The organism is Luteibacter jiangsuensis, assembly GCF_011742555.1.
Taxonomy (GTDB): Bacteria; Pseudomonadota; Gammaproteobacteria; order Xanthomonadales; family Rhodanobacteraceae; genus Luteibacter; species Luteibacter jiangsuensis.
Genome location: NZ_JAAQQR010000008.1, coordinates 75,691 through 98,224 on the forward strand (window position 1 = coordinate 75,691; position 22,534 = coordinate 98,224).

At 66.9% G+C, this 22,534-nt stretch carries 15 protein-coding genes; 7 read left to right on the forward strand and 8 right to left on the reverse strand.

Annotated elements, in window-relative coordinates:
* Positions 1-29: 29 nt before the first annotated feature.
* Positions 30-1,583 carry an MFS transporter gene (locus HBF26_RS15870; protein WP_167128645.1) on the forward strand — a complete coding sequence of 518 codons (1,554 nt, stop codon included), beginning with the start codon at positions 30-32 and terminating at the stop codon, positions 1,581-1,583.
* A 3-nt stretch (positions 1,584-1,586) separates the two neighbouring features.
* Here the strand turns inward: HBF26_RS15870 and HBF26_RS15875 are convergent, their stop codons facing one another.
* From HBF26_RS15875 to HBF26_RS15890, 4 genes are all read right to left on the reverse strand, one after another.
* Positions 1,587-2,369, reverse strand: coding sequence for a copper resistance protein B (locus tag HBF26_RS15875; protein WP_193569935.1), 783 nt, complete (start codon positions 2,367-2,369; stop codon positions 1,587-1,589).
* Positions 2,370-2,431: 62 nt separating this feature from the next.
* Positions 2,432-4,120 carry a copper resistance system multicopper oxidase gene (locus HBF26_RS15880; RefSeq protein ID WP_167128648.1) on the reverse strand — a complete coding sequence of 563 codons (1,689 nt, stop codon included), beginning with the start codon at positions 4,118-4,120 and terminating at the stop codon, positions 2,432-2,434.
* 109 nt (positions 4,121-4,229) lie between these two features.
* Positions 4,230-6,194, reverse strand: a complete 1,965-nt coding sequence (locus HBF26_RS15885) for a S8 family serine peptidase (RefSeq protein ID WP_167128651.1) — start codon at positions 6,192-6,194, stop codon at positions 4,230-4,232.
* A gap of 142 nt (positions 6,195-6,336) precedes the next feature.
* On the reverse strand, positions 6,337-7,302 hold the full coding sequence (locus HBF26_RS15890; protein ID WP_167128654.1) for a fimbrial protein: 966 nt from the start codon (positions 7,300-7,302) through the stop codon (positions 6,337-6,339).
* Between the two features lie 136 nt (positions 7,303-7,438).
* Between HBF26_RS15890 and ligD the strand changes: the two genes are divergently transcribed.
* From ligD to HBF26_RS15910, 4 genes are all read left to right on the forward strand, one after another.
* Complete coding sequence (ligD, locus tag HBF26_RS15895) at positions 7,439-10,006, forward strand: DNA ligase D (RefSeq protein WP_167128657.1); 2,568 nt, start codon at positions 7,439-7,441, stop codon at positions 10,004-10,006.
* Between the two features lie 71 nt (positions 10,007-10,077).
* Positions 10,078-11,007, forward strand: a complete 930-nt coding sequence (yihG, locus tag HBF26_RS15900; protein WP_167128660.1) for a 1-acylglycerol-3-phosphate O-acyltransferase, YihG family — start codon at positions 10,078-10,080, stop codon at positions 11,005-11,007.
* A 467-nt stretch (positions 11,008-11,474) separates the two neighbouring features.
* Entirely contained in the window at positions 11,475-14,933 is a 3,459-nt protein-coding gene (locus HBF26_RS15905; protein WP_167128663.1) for an ESPR-type extended signal peptide-containing protein, read from the forward strand.
* A gap of 38 nt (positions 14,934-14,971) precedes the next feature.
* Positions 14,972-15,790, forward strand: a complete 819-nt coding sequence (locus tag HBF26_RS15910; protein WP_167128666.1) for an OmpA family protein — start codon at positions 14,972-14,974, stop codon at positions 15,788-15,790.
* A gap of 134 nt (positions 15,791-15,924) precedes the next feature.
* Here HBF26_RS15910 and bla read toward each other — a convergent pair whose 3' ends face one another.
* The 4 genes from bla to HBF26_RS15930 all read right to left on the reverse strand — a co-directional run bounded on the left by bla (position 15,925) and on the right by HBF26_RS15930 (position 20,833).
* On the reverse strand, positions 15,925-16,716 hold the full coding sequence (bla, locus tag HBF26_RS15915) for a subclass B3 metallo-beta-lactamase (protein ID WP_167128669.1): 792 nt from the start codon (positions 16,714-16,716) through the stop codon (positions 15,925-15,927).
* 69 nt (positions 16,717-16,785) lie between these two features.
* Complete coding sequence (locus tag HBF26_RS15920; protein ID WP_167128672.1) at positions 16,786-17,877, reverse strand: PepSY-associated TM helix domain-containing protein; 1,092 nt, start codon at positions 17,875-17,877, stop codon at positions 16,786-16,788.
* Position 17,878: 1 nt separating this feature from the next.
* Complete coding sequence (locus HBF26_RS15925; RefSeq protein ID WP_167128675.1) at positions 17,879-20,092, reverse strand: TonB-dependent receptor family protein; 2,214 nt, start codon at positions 20,090-20,092, stop codon at positions 17,879-17,881.
* Between the two features lie 93 nt (positions 20,093-20,185).
* Positions 20,186-20,833: an HD domain-containing protein gene (locus tag HBF26_RS15930; protein ID WP_167128677.1), complete on the reverse strand. Its 648-nt coding sequence runs from the start codon at positions 20,831-20,833 to the stop codon at positions 20,186-20,188.
* Positions 20,834-20,933: 100 nt separating this feature from the next.
* Between HBF26_RS15930 and HBF26_RS15935 the strand changes: the two genes are divergently transcribed.
* Both HBF26_RS15935 and HBF26_RS15940 read left to right on the forward strand, forming a co-directional pair.
* Positions 20,934-21,908, forward strand: coding sequence for a GlxA family transcriptional regulator (locus tag HBF26_RS15935; RefSeq protein WP_167128679.1), 975 nt, complete (start codon positions 20,934-20,936; stop codon positions 21,906-21,908).
* 68 nt (positions 21,909-21,976) lie between these two features.
* Positions 21,977-22,474: a DUF1269 domain-containing protein gene (locus HBF26_RS15940; protein ID WP_167128682.1), complete on the forward strand. Its 498-nt coding sequence runs from the start codon at positions 21,977-21,979 to the stop codon at positions 22,472-22,474.
* Positions 22,475-22,534 lie beyond the last annotated feature (60 nt).

The window sequence follows — 22,534 nt, forward strand, 5'->3', positions numbered from 1 at the left end:
GCCGGCCCGCGACGCGCTAGGCTCCCACCATGGAAACGACCACTCCCTCCTTGCCCGATGCGATCGCCGACGACGAGTCCGTCGCGTGCAGCGAGGCCGCGCGCCGCTGGACGCTGATCGCAGCCATCGTGGGCTCGGGCATGGCGTTCGTGGACGGCACCATCGTCAACGTGGCGCTACCGGCCATCCAGCAGGCGCTGGACGCGACGACCGCGGACGCGCAGTGGGTCATGGAGGCCTATGCGCTGCTGCTCTCGGCGTTGATCCTTGTGGGTGGCGTTCTCGGCGACCGCTTCGGTCGTCGACGCGTGTTCGTCGTCGGCACGGTAGTGTTCACGCTGGCGTCGCTCGCCTGCGCGGCATCGCCCACCATCGGCGCGCTCATTGGTGCGCGCGCGATCCAGGGTTTCGGCGCCGCGCTGCTCGTGCCCGGCAGCCTTGCGCTCATCAGCAGCGCCTATCCGAAAGAGCGGCGTGGCGCCGCGATCGGCACCTGGTCGGCCTTCAGCGGGATCACGGCGGCGGCCGGGCCGGTCATCGGCGGGTACCTTGTCGAACACGTGTCCTGGCACTGGGCATTCCTCATCAACCTGCCCCTGGGTGTCGCCCTGGTCGCGCTATGCCTCTGGCGTGTACCCGAAAGTCACGGCGCGCATGCCGGAAAGCTGGACATCGCCGGTGCATCGCTGGCAACGACAGGACTGGCGGGCATCGTCTTCGCACTTATCGAGGCACCGTCGAAGGGATGGACAGCCGCACCGGTGCTCGCCGCTGCCGCGGCCGGTGTCGCCTCGCTCATCGCGTTCGTGGTTGTGGAGCGCAGCGCATCCGCGCCTATGCTGGCCCTCTCGTTGTTTCGCAACCGAGCGTTCGCCGCGGCGAATGCGCTGACGCTGCTGCTCTACGCGGCCCTCGGCGGCAGCCTCTTCTTCATTCCTCTGAACCTCATCCAGGTGCAGGGTTATGGCGCGACCGGCGCCGGCGCCTCGCTGCTTCCGTTCATCGTGATCATGTTTTCGCTGTCGCGCTGGACAGGGCAGCTCGTCGACCGCGTGGGCGCCAGGCTGCCGCTGGTCGTGGGGCCGCTGATCGCTGCCGCCGGCTTCGTGCTTTATGCGGTGCCCGGCGTCGGCGACAGCTACTGGACCACGTTCTTTCCGGCGAGCTGTGTGCTCGGGTTCGGCATGAGCATCGTCGTGGCGCCGCTCACCACCACCGTCATGAACGCGTTGTCGCCCTCGCTGGCCGGCACGGCTTCCGGCGTGAACAACGCCGTGGCCCGCACTGCCGGTCTGCTTGCCATCGCCATCTTCGGCGCCGTCCTTGCGCACGTGTTCGACGGCACCCTCGATGCCCGGCTCGCCGCCCTCGACCTGCCCGGCAACCTGACGGCGCAGATTGTCGGGCAGAAGGCGAAGATGGCCGGCATCCAGGTGGCCGACGCGATGGCCCGCCGGGCGATCGACGACGCCTTCGTGGCGGGCTTCCGCGCCGTCATGCTCGTCTCGGCGGGTCTTGCCGCATTGTCGGCCATCGTCACCGCGTTCGCCCTGCGCGGCGGTGACGGCAGCGCGACGCGATGACGCTCAGAGCCAGATGCGAATGCCGGCGACCCAGCGCCGATCGGTGACGCGGCGCCCATCGGCCCGGGCCAGATCGGCCGTGCCGCCGGTGAGATGCTCCCAGGCGATGCCGACGTAGGGCGCCACGCTGCGTCGGATCTCGTAGCGCAGACGCAGGCCGCCCTCGATGCGCGAAACACCGGCCCGGATACCCCTTCCGGGATCGTCCTTGCCGTATGCCTGGGCCTCCAGCTCCGGTTGCAGTACCAGACGCTGCGTAAGCAGCAGTTCGTATTCCAGGCGTACGCGCGCCGCCGTGCGGCCCTGCGAGCCGGCGTAGGCGGTGGCTTCCACCTCGAACCAGTAGGGCGCCAGCCCTTGCACGCCGACGGCGGCCCAGGTGCGCTTCGGCCCCTGGCCGATATCGCGCCGCACACCGATCTGCGTATCCCAGAACGGCGCCACCGCATGGCTCCAGAAAAGCTCCGCGTCGCCGTCGTGCGGACGTCCGCCCTCCCGCTCGCCTTCGCTGCGCAGCCACACCTTGTCCGTGTCGTTGCCGTACCATCCCTCGGCTTCCCACGACTGGCCATGGCCGCCCTTGCCCGCGAAGGACTCCAGGCGGTCGAGCAACAACATGGCCGAAGGCGCCGTATCGTCCATGTCCATCATGTGCATGTCGTGCATCGAAGATGGCGGCACGCCGTCGGACCAATCGCCGCTGCGGGCCTGTTCCGGCGCGTCGCCGCCCTGCATCGGCCCCATCGTCATGTCGCCGCCGTGGTGGCCGCCCATGTCGTGCTGCATGTGCGCGTCCTGTGCGGCGGCAAGGCCCGGGAGCAGCGCTAACAGAAGGAGTGCGGGCGCTCTCACGACACCACCACTTCGCGGAACATGCCCGCTTCCATGTGGTACAGCATGTGGCAATGGAAAGCCCACCGCCCGGGATTGTCGGCGGTTACCGCGTAACTCACCTGCTGCGCGGGCTGCACGTTCACGGTGTGCTTGCGCACCTGGAAGCCACCGTCGGGCGCTTCCATCTCGCTCCACATGCCATGCAGATGGATGGGGTGGTTCATCATGGTGTCGTTGACGAGGCGGATGCGCAGGCGCTCGCCGCGGCGGAAGTGCACGGGTTTCGCCTGCGAGAATTTCAGGCCGTCGAACGACCACACGAAACGCTCCATGTTGCCCGTCAGGTGCAGCTCGATGGTTCGGCCGGGCTCCCTTGGATCGAGCGGACCGCCTTCGGTGCGGAGGTCGGCATAGGTGAGCACACGATGCGTGCGTTCGCGCAGGCCAGCGCCCGGGTCGTCCAGCGACGTGCGCGGCATGTCCACGCGCATGTCCACGCCCGGGCCGTATTCCGTGCGCGCGTGGCTGGCCATCGTCATGCCGCCGCCGGAAGTGGCGTCGTCGCCCATGGCCCCCATCATGTCGCGCATCGCGAGGCGCGGCGGCGGGTCGAGCGGCGGCACGGCTGCCGACATGCCGGGGCGCGGCGCCAGCGTGGCGCGCGCATAGCCGGAGCGATCGATGGACTGCGCGAAAACCGTATAGGCGCGATCGTCGCGCGGTTCGACCAGCACGTCGTAAGTCTCGGCGGCGGACATGCGCAGCTCGTCGACGTCCACCGGCACCACGTCCTGCCCGTCGGCGGCGATCACGCGCATGCGCAATCCGGGAATGCGCAGGTCGAAGATGGAATTCGACGAGCCGTTGATGAGGCGAAGGCGAATGCGTTCACCGGGACGAAACAAACCGGTCCAGTTGCCGGCTGGCGTGACCCCGTTGACGAGATAGGTATACGTCGCCGCCGAGACGTCGGCGATGTCGCTGCGATCCATGCGCATGTCGTTCCACATGCGCCGCATCGCCATCGCGTCGCCGAATCCCTTGGCACGTGCGTCGCGCAGGAACTCGGCTAAGGTGGGGCGACCCCTGTTGTACAGGCCGCTTCGCGTGCGAAGGTTCGCATAGATGCGTTCCGGATCCTCGTCGCTCCAGTCGCTGAAGAGGATGACGTGCTCACGGTCGGCGGCATGGCGTTCGCCGTCCTTCGGCTCGATGACAATCGCACCGTAGAGCCCGCTTTGTTCCTGGAAGCGGCTGTGCGCGTGGTACCAGTAGGTTCCCGCCTGGCGCACCGGGAACCGGTAGGTGAACGACCCGCCGGCGGGTATGCCGTCGAAGCTGAGGCCGGGTACACCGTCCTGGTTCGCGGGAACGATAAGGCCGTGCCAATGGATCGACGATGCCACGTCCAGCTCGTTACGCACCGTCACAGTGGCGAACTGGCCTTCCTTGAGGCGAAGGACCGGGCCCGGGACACCGCCATCGACCGTCACCGCGCTGCGCGCGCGGCCGGTGAAGTCCACCGCCGCGCGACGAATGCCGAGACGGATATCCGGACCCGGCACCTCGTGCATCGAATGCATGGCCTCGGTGGCGATGGACGGCCGTACGACACCGAAGCCGACGCCCACGCCGGCGATAGCCAGGCCCTGAACGAAGCGTCGGCGAGGAAGATTGACGGAAAGCGGGTCGAAGCGGTGCATCGTGCGTGTATCCGGGTATCCAGACACGAGCGTAGGAGCCTGCGCGGCGCACGACAACTCTGGACAAGGCTCCGCAAAGGCGGGTGGCATCCCACCCGCCTTGCCGCACTCAGCGGGCGATGCTTCCCGCGCAGTCGTCGATGTCCACGAAGGCCTTCTTCAGGTCCGGCTGGGTACCGGTCGTACTCGAGTCGCCCCCGGCCAGCGGCGTGCCGCTCGTATTGAGCAGGGAACGAACGCCAGTGGAGGAAAGCGCGAGATTCCTGGCGCGCGCATAACCCAGCAGGCTCGCCGCGGCCCCCGCGACGATGGCACCTGCCGCCGGAGTGCCCGCGTGAGTGGCGGTATAACCCGCGATGTCGGGCCCTTCGGTATCCTGCGATTTTACCGCCGTGGTGAATACGTCGCCGCAACTCCAACTGGCGCTGTCGATGCGTGCACCGAAGTTGCTGGAAGGCGAACGCCTCGCGTCCATCGCGCAGAGGCCCGCGACCAGAATGGCGCCGGAATCCCGAAGGCTCCTGTCGAAGCGGCCACCAAACGCAGGATGGTCGAGGTCGATGCCACTGTCTCCCGCGCTTTCGACGACGACGATGCCATGATCCGTGAGGTCCTTGATGGCATCGAACCAGGCGGGCATGAACTCGACCGGCAGCATGCATTTCGTGGCGCAGCCGGCGATCGGCCCCGAAGCAGCCGCGAACGCCGTTACGAGTACGTCGCCGGGCTTCAGGTATTCGCGGAGTTCGACGAAGTTGCCCACATCGGACGAAGCGTGGGCAAGCGCGGCGCGGTTGGCGATGCCCCTGATGCCGAAGCCGTTGTCGACCGCGGCGAGAATGCCGGCGGTGGCCGTGTTGTTGTGATCGATGCGGTAATCGCCAAAGTTGCGCACCGAGCGCGGAAGGTCGGGATGGGTCGGGTCCCACGCACCGGGCTCCATGGTGACCACGGTGACGCCATCGCCGCTGCCCCCGGGCAGGCGCGCGGCGTAATGGGCGTCGATGCCACCGAGCATGTAGATGCCGTTACCGGCATCCGCAGGATAGAGATAGAACTGCCGAAACGTGTGATCGTGCAGGACGGCGGCCGCCTGCGGCTGGAGCGGCCTCTCCGAACGACCGGCAGCGGTATCGTGCACGCCCGACACCACCGGCGAGAGATCCGGATACGCGAGTTCGACATCGTTCCGCTGCGCGAGGCTGGCCACGACACGGTTCACGTATTCCCAGTCGGTGTGCCGATCATCCGGAATGGCGACACGGAAGTAGCGCCGGAGGCCATGCGGATCGAGCCCGCCGGCCGCCGATGCCGGGCGGAACAGCGGGTCGATGTCCAGGTGCCGCAGCATGGGATCGGACGCGGCCTCTTCCTCGAAGCGAAGCTGCCACCCCAGCCGGTCCTCCGCGCTCTCGCGAACCTTGAACACCACGCTCGGGTACGACCCGCCCGCCACGGCAAGGAATGCCGGACCACCGGCATGCGCCGGAGCGCGCACCGTTTCCGCTGCTTGCGAAGCCAGGAACGGGCACATCATTTCCTGTGGCTTGACGCGAGCATCGGCCAGTTCGACCACGGCCTGCACGTGTCCGTCGTAACCAGCACCGGCCAGCGTGCCGGTGCGGAGTTCGCCCCGGTTCGTGACCGGGCCGGTGACGACCAGTTCCACCTTCGCGCCCCCGAGGTGGGAGTGGTAAAGGCCCTCGATGTATGTGGATTCCGGCGCCAGGACATAGGAACCCCCGCCGTAGTCGAACGAAACGCGAATACCTACGCCGGGCACGTTGGTGTCGTAAATGCCGCCGCCGATGTCGCTGGGCGTCTTGAAGAGGTTGAGGATCGAGGTGCGGGTGGGGAACGGACAACGGATGGCGTACGACAGACGGGGCGTGGACCGACGCTCTGCCAGCACCGTGCCGGGTTTGGCGTCGGCGGGCACCGTGACCAGTCCGAACGACACCTTTTGCGGTGCGTGCTGCGACGGATGGAACAGGCATCCCTTGGCATACGCGGGGCCGGTGAGCAGGAAGAGCGGAAGCAACAGGGAAGAGCGTCTTGCGCGGCGGATTCGCATCGGCGTGGCCTCGTTCAGTGGGGCCGCTCACTGTGCCGCCAGGCAATCGGCTGCCCTGTCGGCCTTTGCCCGAATGCGCGACGGAGCATCGCACGAAGGCCCTTCGACACCCGATGACCCGAACCGTCGGCGCAACGCGCCCTCAGCGGTAGGCAACATTCACCGTGATGTGCGCATTGGCGGAGCCTGGCGTCAGCGAGCGGCCCGTGGCGCGGTAGCGCGCACGAAACCCGCACACGTCGCAGTGAGGCCACACGCGTAGTTCCAACGGGCGCGGATCGTTGGGAACGAGGTGGGTGTCGAGATGGGCCGCGCGAAGTTCGACGGCCACCCCGTGCGCGGCGCCCGTACCGGCACCGTCGAGTTTGAAGAGGCCCGGGTCCACGTCGTCCGGGGTGCCGGCGAATGTCATGAGGAGGTGCGTGGCGCCGGTGCATCCGGTGACGACGAGTTCCTGCGTGGCCCATCGGCTGTGCCCCTCTTTGGCCAGCGCGCCGCCGTCGACCTGGCCAAGGTCGAACACCAGTCTACGGGCAAGGAATGTGCAGGTGGGGCGTTGGGGTTCGATGTGGGTATCGCCCAGGTCCAACGTGACCAGGGGACGGTTGTCGTAGCCCGCGCCGGCGATCCTGCCGGGGGTGACGGTCCCTCCGGCCTTGATGGGCCCCGTCTTGACCAGTTCCACCGAGAACGAGGCGTTGAGCATGGCAAGGTCGGGCTTCGGCCCCAGCGGCGGGGCCTGATAGCTGTCGGTGAACGGGAGCAGGTATTCGCCCAGGTGATAGCGGAAGCGAATGCGCACGCCCACGCCGGGAATGTTGGTGGCATACACGCCGTTGCCCAGGGCCGGTCCGGCGAAGGTGCCCAGGGTGAACGTGCGCGTGTATTTCTCGCAGAACTGGTACTGCGAAGACGACCAGGGTGCGCTGTGCCGCGTGGCCAATACCTGGCCCACCGGCGCATCGGTGGGCGCCTGGACGATGCCGAACGCGATGCGCTGTGGTGCGCCCTGCGCGGCCGGCAGCTTGCAGAGCGCGAGGGCGGAAGAGGGCGCGAACGCCGCGAGAAGAACGAGGGCCAGGGCCAGTGGACGAGGGTATGGGAGCATGGGGGCGCTTCCTGCGCGCGGGATTCCAGTTTGCCCGACGGGCTGGCGGCACCCCATACGATCCGTCTTAAAGTGCGATGACAGCCGACGCCAGCAGTCCACGGCGCGTTCACTCCGCGTCGCCAACCATCCCCGCATGAGCCTTCAGGACTATCGTCGCAAGCGGAATTTCGCCAGGACGCGGGAACCGGCGCCCGACGACTCCGTGCGCGAAGGTGGCCGCGCCATCTTCGTCGTGCAGTTGCACCACGCGTCGCGGCGCCATTTCGATTTCCGCCTGCAGGTCGGCGACGTGCTGCGCAGTTGGGCGGTTCCGAAGGGTCCCAGCTACGATCCGAAGGTGAAGCGGCTGGCGGTGGAGGTCGAGGACCATCCCGTGTCCTACGCCGATTTCGAAGGCGATATCGAAGAAGGCTATGGAAAGGGCCACGTGGATCTGTTCGACCGCGGCGTGTGGGCCACGCGTGGCGACCCCGAGGCGCAGATCCGCAAGGGCCACCTGGAATTCGAACTGTTTGGAAAGCGCCTGAAAGGGCGCTGGCACCTCGTCAGGGGTGGACGCAAGGAACGCCAGCCCACGTGGTTCCTGATCAAGGCCGAGGACGCGTATGCCGGTGACGTGGAAGCCGACGATCTGCTCGACGCGAAGATGCGCGAGAGCACGCGCCGCGCCGCGACCACGCCGAACCTCCGGGCGGCCGCAAAGAAGTCGACCTCGCGCAAGAAGGCGCCCCCGAAAACGCGGCGGGTGCCTCTGGCCACGTTGACCAAGGCCGCCGCCGCATTGAAAGGCGCGCGCAAGGCGAAGCCGGACAACGGGTTCTTTCCGCCCCAGTTGGCACGCCTGCGCGACACGCCGCCGCAAGGCGACGGCTGGGTGCACGAGGTGAAATGGGACGGCTATCGCATCCTTACCGGCATCGCCGGCGGCGAGGTGCTGCTGTGGTCGCGCAATGCCCTGCCATGGAACGAGCGTGCTCCGGAGATCGCGCAGGCGGTGGAGGCGCTGGGCCTTGATAGCGCGCGCCTCGACGGCGAACTGATCGCCCTCGATGCGGAGGGTCGAAGCGACTTCAATGCCCTGCAACGCACGCTCTCCGGCGAGGCGCAGGCGCCCCTGGTGTACATGCTGTTCGACATTCCCTATCTGCAAGGGTACGACCTCTCCCGCACCTCGCTGGTGGAGCGAAAGGCGCTGCTCGAACGCCTGCTGGCGCATGCGCCGCCGCACCTCTCCTACAGCTCGCACCAGGTAGGCCATGGAGACGAGGTATTCGCCATGGCGATGGAACAGAAACTCGAAGGCATCATCTCCAAGCGTGCAGAAGGCGCTTACCACAGCGGCCGGGGCGACGACTGGCAGAAGATCAAGCGGCTCGAGAGCGACGAGTTCGCGGTGGTCGGCTACACGCCGGCGAAGGGCTCGCGCCTCTCCTTCGGCTCTCTCTTGCTGGCCAAACCCGGCAAGGGCGGCAGCTGGACGTATGTGGGCCGCGTCGGTACCGGCTTCACCGACGAGATGCTGCGCGAGCTGGCGAAGACGCTGGCCAAGGGCGGCACAAAGAAGCCCCCGGTGCATATCGATGCGGTGGACCCGATGCTGCGCGGCGCGCTGTGGGTGCCTCCGACCGTCGTGGCCGAGGTGTATTACCGGGGCATCGGGAACAAGGATCTGCTGCGACAGCCCAGCCTGAAGACGCTGCGCATGGACAAGTCGCCCGACGACCTGCGCGATTCCGACCGCGCACCCGCCGCGCCCGCCGCGAAGAAACCGCGGGGTACGCGAAAAGCCTCGCCGAAAGCCAGCGCCAAGGCGGCCACGTCCGATGCGATCGTCATCACGCATCCCGACCGCGTGGTCTTTCCGGAAGACGGCATTACCAAGCAGCAGATCGTGGATTACTACCGGGCCGTGATGCCGTGGATGCTTCCGGCCATCGCCGACCGGCCCACCTCGACCATCCGCTGTCCCGGAGGCATCGGCGCGCAGTGCTTCTTCCAGAAGCACGTCATGGCCGGCCTCGAACACGTGGGCACCGCGAAACTGAAGGAAGAAACCGGCGCCCAGGCCGTTTACCTTTACCCGCGCGACGAGGCGGGCCTGATCGAGCTCGTGCAGTTCGGCGCCGTGGAATTCCATCCCTGGGGCTCACACGTGGAGGCACCGGATATCGCGGATCGCGTGGTGTTCGACCTCGATCCGGGCGACGACGTGGCATGGCCGCGCGTGGTGGCTGCCGCGCGCATGGTCCGTGGCTTCCTCGACCAGTTGGGCCTCGTGTGCTTCGTGCGCACGACGGGCGGCAAGGGACTGCACGTGGTCGTGCCGTTGAACCCCGGCGCCGACTGGGACACCGTGAAGACGTTCGCCCGCGGCTTCGCCGAGGCGATGGCCGCGCTGCATCCGCTGGAATTCGTCGCCACCGCCACGAAGCGCTTCCGCCGCGGCAAGATCTACGTGGATTACCTGCGCAACGGGCGCGGAGCCACGGCCGTGGCGTCCTATTCGCTACGCTCACGCCCCGGCGCGCCGGTGGCCGTCCCGCTGCGGTGGGAAGAGCTGGGCAAGGTGAAGTCGGGGAACGCCTTCGACCTGCACAGCGTGCCGAAACGTCTCGCCCGTTTGAAGAAGGACCCGTGGGAGGGTATCGACAAGGTGAAACAGAGCCTTGCATCGGTGAACGCGAAACTAGGAAAACTCTGAAACGCGACCGCCTGGCGAAGCCACTCCGCCATCGCCTGTACACTGGGCGCTTCGCCGACCGGCCTGAACTCATGCTCGCTTCCCTGCCCACCTTCCTGCGCGTTCCCCTCGTCTGCGTCCTGCTCCTCGTCAGCACCTTGCTGCACGTGCTGCCGCTGTTCGCGTTGACCCTGCTGCGGCTGATCCTCCCGATCGCCCCGGTGCAGCGAGCGATCGGGGCAATGCTGGTGCGGATCGCGGAAAGCTGGCTCGGCGTCAACGGCCGGATGTTCGACCTCTTCACCCGCACGCGCTGGGTGGTCGAGGGCGTCGAAGGTCTGGGGCTGCGCGAGAACTTCCTCGTCGTCTGCAACCACCAGAGCTGGGTCGACATCCCCGCCCTGCAGAAGGTGTTCAACCGGCGCATTCCATTCATGCGCTTCTTCCTGAAGAGCGAACTGATCTGGGTACCCTTGCTGGGACCGGCCTGGTGGGCGCTGGACTTCCCCTTCATGAAACGGCACTCGCGCCAGGAACTGGAAGCGCGGCCGGAATTGCGCGGCAAGGACCGCGAGGCCACGCGCCGCGCCTGCGAGAAGTTCCGGCACCTCCCGGTGTCGATCATGAATTTCACCGAGGGCACGCGCTTCACCCAGGCGAAGCACGACGCGCAGAAGTCGCCTTACACGCACCTGCTGCGGCCGAAGGCCGGCGGCGTGGCGTTCGTGATCGATGCCATGGGCGACGCGATCCGCGACATCCTCGACGTGACCATCGTGTACCCCGACGGCCCGGGCACCACGATGGACATGCTTGCCGGCCGGATCCGCGAGGTGCGCATCCATGCGCGCCGGCTTCCCATTACGCCGTCGCTGCGCGGCGACTACGAGAACGATCCGGTGTTCCGCGAACGGTTCCAGACCTGGGTGAACGAGCTCTGGGCCGAGAAGGACGCGCGCATCGCGGCATGCTCGCGTCGGAAACGCGAATCTAGACCGAGTGTCGTTGTCACATTGCAGTGACATTCGTGAAGACAATCACATTTTGTGCATATGCACATTCACGTTGCGATTCTTCCCTTGCTATAACCCATGAGCGCCATCGCGGCGCGGGCACGTCAACGAACGCACTCACCGACATGCTTTGACAGGGGAAGCCGTACGCATGGACACGTCTCCATCGGACCCACCCGGACAATCGGGCACATTCGCGGTGACACCACCATGTGCTCTGCCAATGCACCGCATATCGTTCCTCGATCCACCGCCCTGCATCGGCGCCAGCCCCTGATCGCAACCTCCCACGCCTCATCCAGCTCACGCGGCTGATGCCTCGCTGCGCTTGACGATCGCGTAAGCGCCATCCCGTAACGACATTCCACGGCCTTCATCCGCCGCGTGGCTTCGCCGCGCGCGTGCGGTGGCGCGCCCGTCTGCCGCTTCGGTTGAACCATCCCCGTGCATCTCCCTCTCAGCAACAGGAAGAAGGTATGAACAAGATCTACAGCAAGATCTGGAGCCGCGCACTGAACCAGCTTGTGGTGGCCTCGGAACTCGCCGGCCGCCCACGCGGTGGCGCCACCAGTCAGACGGGACGCCGTCATCGCCAGCGCACGTTCGTGTTGGGAGCGCTGGCTGCCATGGGCGGCTTCTCGTGGACAATCGCAGCGCATGCGCAATCTGCCGATTGCCTTCCGCCGCCTTACAACGCTTACAGCGGCACGGTGTCGTGCGTGGGCTACAACGCGCAAGCTTCCGGCGGCAACGGCGCCATGGCGCTCGGCGCGTCGTCGACCGCCAGCGCCGGCGGAACCGTCGCCGTCGGCTACTTCGCGAAAGCCAGCAACGTCAATGCCATTGCCACCGGTTTCAACTCCCGCGCCACCGGGGTCAACGCCATCAACATCGGTGCGACCACCGGGAGCACCACCGGCGCGCTGGCCGACAGCGCCATCGCCATTGGAACGGACGTGACGGCGAGCACCCAAGGTTCGATAGCCATGGGCGTCCAATCGCGAGCCGACACGGGTACCGCGATCGCCATCGGCGCTAGCGCTATCGGGTCCGGCCAGGGTGCGACCGGCATCGGCCTGGGCACCCAAAGCATCGGCACGCACGCCACTGCCGTGGGCTGGCAGGCCTACGCGACCGGCCTCAACGCGCTTTACCTCGGCGCACGCACGACAGGCGGCGCCACGTCGGAATCGGCCGTCGCTGTCGGCACGGACGTGACCGCATCGGGCCTCTACTCGATCGGCATGGGATTGCGAGCATTCGCGAGAGGCCCCAACACGGTGTCGATCGGCCGCGACTCGGCCGCCTACGGAAACAATTCGCTGGCGCAAGGTACACAAGCTGTCGCCGGTTCCAGTACCGACGGCACGATCAACAACGATATCGCCATCGGTAATACCGCCACATCGACGGCCGGTAACGGCATTGCCATCGGCACGAGCGCCAGCTCGACCGGCGGACGCAACACGGCCGTGGGTTATGGCGCCGCCGCCAGCGGTGCCAGCGGCGCAACCGCACTCGGCATGAATGCGCAGGCGACATCCACCAACGGCACGGCGCTCGGTTCCGCCTCGCAGGCACTGGCGGCCTCGACGGTGGCGATCGGCGACACCAATACCGTCGCAGCCGCGGCAGGTGCCGGCTCGATGGCCGGGGGTCACAATTCGCGAGTACTCGGCGGCCTCGGCGCAGTCGCCCTGGGCGAGCAGCAGACCGCCAGCGGCAACGGCGCGGTGGCGATCGGCGATCCGAACACCGCCAACGGCGACGGCGCCGTGGCGATGGGTTCCAACAACGTCGCGGCCGGCGACGCCGCGGGAACGACCGCAGCGAACGGCGCGGTCGCCATCGGCAACACCAACCGGGCGATCGGCCAGGGTTCGGTGGCACTGGGCAATGCCAGCAGGGCGCTGGCTGCGGGCTCGCTGGCTTTTGGCGATGGCGCCACGGCAAACAATGCGAGCGACGTGGCATTGGGCTCCGGCTCGACCACCGAAGCGGCGGTAGGCACCACGGGCGTCACCATCAACGGCACCGCCTACACATTCGCGGGAACGGCACCGGGAAGCACGGTAAGCGTCGGTACCAGCGGTGCGGAGCGCACCATCACCCACCTCGCCGCAGGCCGCATCGACGGCGGCAGCACGGATGCCATCAATGGATCGCAGCTGTTCGCGACCAACCAGGCACTGGGGACGTTGAGCACGGGTGTGACCAACCTGGGCGATACGGTGACGAACCTCGGAAACACCATCGCCACGACAATCGGTGGCGGCACGACCTACGATCCGGGCACCGGCAACATCACCGCCAGCGTCACCTATGGCGGTAACACCTACAGTTCACTGCAGCAGATCTTCAACCAGATCGGCGGCGACGTGGCAGCGAGCGCCGTGCATTACTACAGCGTCAACGACAACGGCACACCGGGGGCCAACTACGCCAACGATGGTGCGACCGGCCTCAACGCCCTGGCGGCGGGAATCGGCGCCACGGCGTCCGCCGACAATGGCACAGCGTTGGGTCAGGGAACCGGCGTGTCCGTGCTGGGTGGGGTGGCGCTGGGCTCCGGTGCGGTGTCGGATCGCGCGATCGCTCCCGCCTCCGGCTCCATCCTGGTAGGCACCAACGTCATCCCGTACAACACGACCGACCGTAACCTGCTCGGCTCGGTATCCGTGGGCAACACAACAGACTTCCGTCAGATCACCAACGTCGCGGACGGCACGGAGGACCAGGATGCGGTGACCTTGCGCCAGCTGAAGGGTGCGATGAGCTCGTTCTCGGTCACGCCGATCCAGTACTTCCATGCCAATTCCACCGCCACCGACTCGGCGGCCATCGGTGCGGAATCGGTGGCGATCGGCCCGCAGACCACCGTGAACGGCGACAACGGCATCGGCATGGGCAACGGTGCCATCGTGCAACAGACCGCGCCGGGCGGCACGGCCATCGGCCAGAACGCCACGGTGAATCTGGCCGACGGCATCGCCCTCGGCACTAACGCCACCTCCAATGGCATCCAGGCCATCGCGCTGGGTACCGGCGCGGAAGCGGCGTTCGCGGGCAGCGTGGCGCTGGGTTCGGGTTCGAGCACGGATGCGGCCATCGGCACCGCCAGCGCCATGCTGGCCGGTGTGACCTACACCTTCGCCGGCGCAGCGCCGGGTTCCACCGTGAGCGTGGGCGCCCTGGGCGCGGAACGCACCATCACCAATGTGGCGGCTGGACGCATCAGCCAGACCAGCACCGATGCCATCAACGGGTCGCAGTTGTATGCCACGAACACCGCGATAGACGCGCTGTACACCGCGTATACCAACCTCAGCAACACAGTGAACAACATGCCGGCGGGTAATGGCGGCACCACCGTCAACAACACGTACCAGAACAGCGGCGACAACAACACGGCCTCGACCGCCACGGGCGGCAACAGTACTGCGATCGGCGCGGGCTCGTCCGCCACGGGCGATAACAGCGTGGCGATCGGCGCGGGGTCGGTCGCCGCGGGAAACAACACGGTATCCGTGGGTTCGTCGGGCCATGAGCGTACGGTCACCAACGTGGCAGCCGGTGTGAACGCCACCGACGCAGTGAACGTGGGCCAGCTCGACCAGGCCATCGAGAGCGCCAAGAACTGGTCGAAGAGCTACGTAGACCAGCGCTTCCAGTCCGTGGACCGCGATCTCAACCGCATTGGTAACCGTGCCAACGCGGGCGTCGCCTCGGCCATGGCGATGGCCACTCTGCCGCAGGCCTACCAGCCGAACCAGAACGCGGCGGCCGTGGCGGTCGGAAGCTTCCACGGCGAAACCGGCATTGCGGTGGGCATGTCCACCGTCACCGAGAGCGGACACTACGTGTTCAAGCTCAACGCCACCACGAATTCGCGCGGCGATGCCGGCGCGGGCGTTGGCGCGGCGGTGGTGTGGTGAGGGGCGCGACGATGAACAACATTCTAGGAGTCAGGAACATGCGTGCAACGTTCAAGGGAGTCGCCGCGCTGTCGCTTGCGCTGGCTTTGGCGGGCTGCGGCAACTACAGCCACGAGGTGGCGAAGGACGGCCGCTCCGCGGGGCAGCTCGCGTGGCCTTCGCCGACGAACATGCCGTCGATGCACAAGGGCGGCACCTTCCCGAACCTGGACAATCTGCGCCAGGTGCGCTCCGGCCTCGACAAGCACCAGATCGCCGAACTGATCGGTTACCCGCACTTCGAGGAAGGCGTGTGGGGCGTGCGCGAGTGGAACTACGTGTTCAACTTCCGCAAGCCGGGCAACGATGAGGTCACGGTGTGCCAGTACAAGATCCTCTTCGACAAGGACAAGCTGGCGCGCAGCTTCTACTGGATGCCGGAAGCGTGTTCGGCCCTCGCGGAAGAACCGAGACCGGAACCGGCACCCATTGCGGCTGCGCCAGCCCCATCGCCGCAAAACATCACCCTGTCGGCGGATGCCTTGTTCGCCTTCGACAGCGCCGGGCTGACCGACGGTGGCAAGGAAGCGGTGACGAATCTGGGAGCGAAGTTGCGCGAGCATATCGCCCAGACCCAAAGCATTCGTGTCACCGGCTACACCGATCGCCTCGGTAGCGACGCGTACAACCAGCAGCTTTCCGAACGCCGCGCCCGCGCGGTCATGGAAGCGCTGGTAAGCGATGGCGTCCCCCGCACGAAGATCGTCGCGGAAGGCCTAGGCGAGAAGGACCCGATAAAAGACTGCCCCGACGGCCCTCGCAAGGAGCTGGTGACCTGTCTGGCCCCCAACCGCCGGGTGGAAATCCGCGTGGACTGACACCGCTAGCCGGTAGGAGCGCGCCTTGCGCGCGACATGTTTTGAGGCCGAGAGCAACAGAACCTGTTGCTCTTCGCGACAAACTGTCGCGCGCGAGGCGCGCTCCTACCTGGCATCACGCGCAGGGCGCGTTCCTACCGCTTTTCTTCCGCAAGCTTCTCGTCGAGGCGCTTGCGCCCCGCTTCCGCATACGTTTTGCAAGTCTTCCCTTCGGCCTGCTCGGGATGGGGGGCGACGAGGATGTCGCAGGGTAGGGCCGCCACGCGATCGAAGGTCTTGCGGAAGGCCGCCACGAACTCGGGGTGGTCGCTGTAGCGATAGGTGCCGGCGGAATACGCGGTGAGGCTGTCCACGTAGGCGATCGACTTGCAGCTATTGTCCACGCACGATTCCCACGTCCATGCGGTGCCGCCCGCGGTATGTCCGGGCGTGATGTGGGCCGTCAGCCGAAGCGGCCCAACCTTCACAACGGTGCCGTCGGCGATGTCGCCTACGGCGTCCACCTTGGGAAACAGGTGCACGCCACCGTGCTGCGGATCGCTCGGATCGTCGCCACCCAGGCGGAGTTCCCTGGCACCGGCAGCCGTGGCGCGCACTGTGGCGCCGCTGTCTTTCGCGAGCCCCGCGATGCCACCGGCGTGATCGAAATGGGCATGCGAATTGAGAATGACCTTAATGTCTTCGACGCGGAAGCCGAGCTTTCGGATATTGGCTTCGATCTGGGGCACGTTCTCTTCTAGCGGTGCGTCGATCAGCACATGGCCTTGCGGCGAGGTCACGAGAACCGACGAAACACCTTTCATGCCCACGTAATACGTGTTGCCGTAGATGACGTGTGGTTCGGTCGGTTGCGTCCAGCTTGCCGTGTCGACAGCGAAGGCGGGCAGTGCGAAGCAAGCGGCGAGAGCGAGCAGGGTCCGACGCATACGGTTTCTCCTTGAGAGGGCGGTCGAGGGTAACCGTCACGCCGAGCCTGTCAAAGGACGCATTTGTGGCTATTGCATGGCAGTCGACGACCGCCGACGTGTACGCGCTCGCCAGAACAGAAAGCCGGTGACCAACAGGAAGGCGGGCAGCACACCGGTGAGGCAGGCCGCGATGCGCCATGCCAGGCCACCCACCGCCGCGGAATGGATGGGAAAGAGCGCGTTGGCGAGGCGGCCGCCCGGGCCGAGCTTCGTCGCGTCGTCGCCGCCGATGACGGTGGCCGTCGCGGAATCGATCCACAACGAGCTGCGGCCGGCGAGGTTCCATTCGCCGGGGCGGCGGATGCGCAGCACGAGCGTGCCGCTGCCCTTCGCAGGCAAGGTCAGGCGTGTCAGTTCGGCGTCGGGTACGGCGGCATGGGCGGCGAGGAGCACCGCGGGCCAGTCGATCGCCGCTTGCGTCGCCGGGGTCTTGGGCGGGCGAGCCGGCGGCGCTTCGCCGAACGCGGCGGCGAGGCCGCTGCGTACCGCGCCGCGATACGCCATGGTGGTGCCGGTGCCGATCATCACGACGAGGAGGGGCAGGGCGACGACACCGATGAAACGGTGCAGGCTTGCCCAGCGCAGTACGGGCGGATTCGTGTGCGGCCTCAAGTGCTTCAAGGCGCGCTGGCGTCCCGGCCAGTACAACCACACGCCGGAAAGCAGCATGAAGAGTCCTGCGCATGCCACCACGCCGAGCACGGTTTCGCCCACGGCGCCCGAGAGGAGGTGCGTATGCCAGTCGAGCAGGGTAAGGAGGACGTCGCCGGACTTGCTCCTATGCGCGAGCAGGCGACCGGTCTGCGCATCGAAGTAGCTGCGATCGCCGCCGCGTTCCAGGGCTTCCCAGACCGGCAGGTCGGCGTCGGGGAACGAGAAGCCGCGCGCCTTCCCACCTTCGGCCGAGGCAAGAATCTCGTGCAAGGCACGGCCCTGCGTGGCCAGATCGGGTAGCGGGCGATCTGCCAATTCAGGGTGCGCCGCGCGAAACAGCGGCGCCTCCCAGAGCAGCACGCTGCCGGTGAGCGCCACCAGCGCCAGCAGGATCCCGAGGCTGAGGCCGAGCCAGAGATGCAGCGTCTTGAGCGCGGTGCGTACGCGGCGCGGCCGTGGACTCATGTCAGAAGTCCACCGAGGCCTGGACAAACCATGTGCGCGGCATGCCGACGTAGATGCCGTCGTTGTTGTCGGTCGAACGGGTGAAATACCGCTTGTCGGCCAGGTTCTTCACGCCCGCGCCAAGACGCAGGTTCGACAGGGAGGGGCCGAAGGCGTATTCGGCACGGGCATTCCATGTGGTCCACCCCGGAATGTCGCCGAGATCGCCTTCGGGCGATGGCTCGGTCACGTATTCCGTGGGGCGCGCGGGATCGAAACTGGGCGAGCCCGGCGAATGCTGGCGCGACTGGGAGAACGCATCGAGGTTGAAGGTCCATGCCGCCACGCCGTAACGCAGGCCGAGATTGGCCGTGCGCCGGGAATAGAACGGCAGGTCGCGGCCTTCGAACGACCCGTGGCGGTAGAACGCGTGGGTGTAGGTAGCCGTTCCCCACAGCGTGAAACCCTGCAGCGCGTCGCTGAACGCACCGAGGTCCACATGCGCCGCCGATTCCACGCCCTTGTGCGTCGTGGCCCCGAGCGTGGTCCAGCCGTCGTACGAGTCGGGCACGCCCGGCAATTTGCCCACCAGCTGCAATTCGTGGTCGAAGTTGATGCGGAACAGCGTGACTTCGCCGCCCCAGGCTTTCGTTTCGTAGCGCGTGCCGATCTCATAGGTGCGCGCCGTCTCCGGCTTCAGCCCGGCCGCAAACTGGTTGGTCGAGTCCTTCTGCCCGATCTGAAAATATTGCAGCGACCCGAACGAGGTTTCCGCGTTCGCATAGAGCCTCAGCGCATCCGTGACGTGGTAGATCACATTGAGCGCCGGTAGCGGTTTCGAATACGACTTCTGCCGTTCCGTCGGCCCCTTCACCACCACCGTCTTGCCGGGATGCGCCTGCCATTCGCTGTCGATGCGCTCGTAACGGATGCCGGGCGTGATGGTCCAGTTGCCCGCATTGATGGTGTCGTCCACGTAGACCGCATGCGCCTCGTTGCTTCCGGTATTGTTGCCCGAAAGGACATACGGCCCGTCGTACGGAAAGCTGTCGTAAGGCGTGTAGGGCAGGTTGGACACGAACTTGTTGTTGCGCAGCGTGCGCTCGTGCATCGCCTCGCGGGTATAGCGATAGCCCACGCCGATCTCGTGGGTCACCTGCCCCCAGTCGAACAGCTGCGAATAGCGCGGTTCGATGGCGAAGACGTGGTAGTTGCGCGGATAGGCATTCAACTGGTGCGTGTAGCTGCCGTTCGCGCCTTGCGTGATCGTTTCGATGTGGCTGCCGCGGAAGCTGTCCGAGTAGTACGACTGCACCTCGAAGCTGCGGCGATCGTCCACATGGCTGTACTTCAGCACGTAGTCGGTGCGACGGCCGTGGAAGTCGTCGAACGGGCGCCGCGACTGGAACGGGTCGGCGTCGTAGTCGGCCTGGGTCAGGCCGCCGGGCATGCCGGCTTGCCCATCGTAGTGATGAATGCTGCCGGTGAGCGTGTCTTCGGCGGTGATGGCGTACTTCGCCTTGAGCATCACGTCGTCGATGCTCTCGTTGTCTTCGTGCTCGCGGAAGCCCGGGCCGTGCAGGCCGTTGTAGAGCAGCGCCACGCCGAGGCCATTGCTCGCGGTGCCCCCGAGGAACGCGTTCGTGTTCGTGCGAATGCCGCCATGCTCGGCCCCCTGGAACTGCACGCCGGCGCTGCCGCCAAAGGTTTCCGGAATCTCGCGCGTCACGAAGTTGATGATGCCGCCCACGTTCTGCGGCCCGTAGCGCACCGAGCCGCCGCCGCGCACCACGTCCACGGCCTCGATGTTGCCGAGGCCCACCGGCGCCATGGAAACCTGCGGCTGCCCGTACGGCGCCACGGCGATGGGCACGCCGTCGAGCAGGATGGTGGAGCGCGGCGAGAGGCGCGACGTGAGCCCACGCACGCCGACGTTCAGGGAGACGTCGCTGCCGCCCGTACCGTTGCTCTCCTGCACCTGCACGCCTGGAATGCGGCGCAGGGCATCGCGGAGATTGATGGCGCCGGCCTCGCGCAATTCCTCGCGGCGCACCACCGTGCGCGCGCCCGGATGGTCCACCACCGTGTTCCTGGCGGCGTCGCCGAGCCAGTCGCCGACCACTTTCACCCCTTCGAGCTCCGCGGCGGGTGGCGGCGGTACGTCCTGTCCGAAGGCCGGCCCCATGGAAACGATGCCGGCGATGGCCAGGGCGAGAGCGGTGGGACGGGAACACATTGGATAGCGGCCTTGAACCTGGGCAAAGACCGCTATCGTAAGTGCGAATGATTATCAGATCAAATACATCATGCCTTCACGGAAAGGCCAAGGTCAGGTCGGCCAGCGGCTGTGCAGGATGCACTGCACGAAGTCGGTGCGCCTGAATTGCGGATCCTTGTACGCCATCACGTCCGCCTTGACGTTGCCGAAGGTGGTCTCCGGCTTGTTGCGAATGCCGTCGTAGAAGGCTCCGACGATGTCCTGCTTGAACGAGGGGCCGCGCGGGTGCGCCCGTACGACGTCCTCGCGATCGGCGTCCCGGACGTTCGCGAAGCCCAGGCCGAGCACGTCCATCTCCACGCCTGCCGTCAGTAGCGCGATTTCCGGCTTCATGTACTGGGGAATGTTCGGCGTAGTGTGCAGGGCGATGGCCGTCCATACCGTGTCCACCTCCGCCTCGGATATCCCCTTGCGGCGCAGGAATTCGCGTGCCGTGTCGGCGCCGTCCACTTCGAAGCGCCTGTCCTTGCTCGAATGCGCCGGAGTGAGGCCCATGTCGTGGAACATGGCCGCCGCATAGAGGAGTTCGGGGTCGTACCCGAGCCCTCTGGACTGGCCGGTCAAGGCCGCGAAAAAGTAGACGCGCCGGGAGTGGTGGTACAGGAGGTCGCTTTCGGTATCCCTGACGAGTTCGGTGATTTCTCGGGCAAGGGCGCTGTCGGGAATGGCGATGCCGGCGACTTGTTCGATGGTGTTCATGGTGGTAACCGCGCAGGTGACGTTGGGTGCCGCCATTGAATCCCGCCAGCCTCATGGCACGATTTGACGTGACGTATCAATTACTGCCATTTTGCGCAGCATGCGGACGCCTCCGTCCACCGTCGCCATCCTTGCCCCGCCTGGCGTCCAGATGCTGGACGTATCCGGCCCTGCGGACGTCTTCGCCGAAGCCAACCGGCAGAGCGGCCGCGAGGTCTACAGCGTCGTGACCGTCGGCACGGCGCCGCTGGCGATCATGGCGTCCTCCGGCATGCGCTTCCTTCCCGACACCACGGTCCACCAGGAATTCGAGCGGCTGGATACCCTGCTGGTGGCCGGCTCTCCCGCCCTGGCCGACGCGGCGGTGGACCTCGGCGTCGTCGCCTGGCTGCAACGGCAGGCCGCCCGGTCGCGTCGTTACGGATCCATATGCAGCGGTGCGCTGCTCTTCGCGCGCACCGGGCTCCTGGACGGGCGCCGCGTCACCACGCATTGGAAAGTGGCCGAACTGCTCGCGGAGCGGCATCCGTCCCTGCACGTGGAAGCCGATGCCTTCGTGATGCGGGATGGCCCCGTCTGCACTGCCGCCGGCGTCACCGCGGGCATGGACCTGGCCATCGCCCTCGTGGAGGAGGACCTCGGACGCGACATCGCGAAAGCGGTGGCGGCGGAGCTGGTGGTGTTCTACCGGCGTCCCGGCGGGCAGATGCAGTTCAGCCGACATGGCGAATCCGCGCCCGCGGGACGCGGTGCGCTGCAGGAGCTGCAGCGCTACGTGGCCTCGCATCCGGGGGAAGACCATTCGGTGGCATCGATGGCCGCGCGGGTCGGCCTGAGCCCCCGTCATTTCGCCCGGATCTTCCGCCAGGACGTGGGCATGACACCCGCCGCATTCGTCGAGGCCATGCGTGTAGAGGCCGCCCGCCGGCTGTTGGAAGATGAGCACGAAACGCCGAAGCGGGTAGCCGACCGTCTTGGCTATGCGAACGCCAACGGGCTGCGCCGCGCCTTCCTGCGCCGCTTCGGCGTCACACCCGCGGATTACCGCAAGCGGCATGCGCACGCGCGCCTGTGACCAGGCATTCACTCCGGTTCGACCGCGCGCGGGAAACCATGGGGTTCGAACCTGTCGAAGGAGCCGCGATGAAAACCCGCCGCGTCTACAGCACGGCCGACATGGCCCAGGCCCGCCGCGCCCTTGCCGCTGCCCGCGAGGCGGGCGTGCCCGACGAAGACCTGTCGCTGGTCGCCCGGCACGACATCGAGCTGGAGGCCATTCCCGAGGACCGCAAGGACGAGCACAGCGATTTCATGCCCGCCGCCGTCCGGGGCGTGGCCCAGGGCGGCGCCACTGGCTTGCTGGCGGGCCTCGTCGCCATGGCCATTCCGCCACTTGGCATCACCATCGCCGGCGCCCTTGGCGTCGCGGCCGCCGGTGCCGCCGTAGGTGCCTGGTCGAGTGCCCTCATGGGCGCTGCCGTGCCCGACCCGGTGCGGCGCAAATTCGAAGGTGAGATCGAGGCCGGCCGGATCCTGGTGGTGGTGGACGTGGAAGATGACGATGCGGATCGTGCCGGGGCAGCCATTGCGGACGTGGGCGCTGTGCCTTTGCCGTTCGATGAGCCTAGTGCGTTGTCCTGAGGCCTGCGCGGAGTGGCCTCACGGCGACTCCGCTTCGTGGGCTTTTCGCCGCTGAAGCGG

Bases quoted from the DNA above. Each gene is read 5' to 3' on its own strand.
- HBF26_RS15870 (WP_167128645.1), top strand. From the start codon at position 30: ATGGAAACGACCACTCCCTCCTTGCCCGATGCGATCGCCGACGACGAG.
- HBF26_RS15875 (WP_193569935.1), bottom strand. From the start codon at position 2,369: ATGCAGCACGACATGGGCGGCCACCACGGCGGCGACATGACGATGGGG.
- HBF26_RS15880 (WP_167128648.1), bottom strand. From the start codon at position 4,120: ATGCACCGCTTCGACCCGCTTTCCGTCAATCTTCCTCGCCGACGCTTC.
- HBF26_RS15885 (WP_167128651.1), bottom strand. From the start codon at position 6,194: ATGCGAATCCGCCGCGCAAGACGCTCTTCCCTGTTGCTTCCGCTCTTC.
- HBF26_RS15890 (WP_167128654.1), bottom strand. From the start codon at position 7,302: ATGCTCCCATACCCTCGTCCACTGGCCCTGGCCCTCGTTCTTCTCGCG.
- ligD (WP_167128657.1), top strand. From the start codon at position 7,439: ATGAGCCTTCAGGACTATCGTCGCAAGCGGAATTTCGCCAGGACGCGG.
- yihG (WP_167128660.1), top strand. From the start codon at position 10,078: ATGCTCGCTTCCCTGCCCACCTTCCTGCGCGTTCCCCTCGTCTGCGTC.
- HBF26_RS15905 (WP_167128663.1), top strand. From the start codon at position 11,475: ATGAACAAGATCTACAGCAAGATCTGGAGCCGCGCACTGAACCAGCTT.
- HBF26_RS15910 (WP_167128666.1), top strand. From the start codon at position 14,972: ATGCGTGCAACGTTCAAGGGAGTCGCCGCGCTGTCGCTTGCGCTGGCT.
- bla (WP_167128669.1), bottom strand. From the start codon at position 16,716: ATGCGTCGGACCCTGCTCGCTCTCGCCGCTTGCTTCGCACTGCCCGCC.
- HBF26_RS15920 (WP_167128672.1), bottom strand. From the start codon at position 17,877: ATGAGTCCACGGCCGCGCCGCGTACGCACCGCGCTCAAGACGCTGCAT.
- HBF26_RS15925 (WP_167128675.1), bottom strand. From the start codon at position 20,092: ATGTGTTCCCGTCCCACCGCTCTCGCCCTGGCCATCGCCGGCATCGTT.
- HBF26_RS15930 (WP_167128677.1), bottom strand. From the start codon at position 20,833: ATGAACACCATCGAACAAGTCGCCGGCATCGCCATTCCCGACAGCGCC.
- HBF26_RS15935 (WP_167128679.1), top strand. From the start codon at position 20,934: ATGCGGACGCCTCCGTCCACCGTCGCCATCCTTGCCCCGCCTGGCGTC.
- HBF26_RS15940 (WP_167128682.1), top strand. From the start codon at position 21,977: ATGAAAACCCGCCGCGTCTACAGCACGGCCGACATGGCCCAGGCCCGC.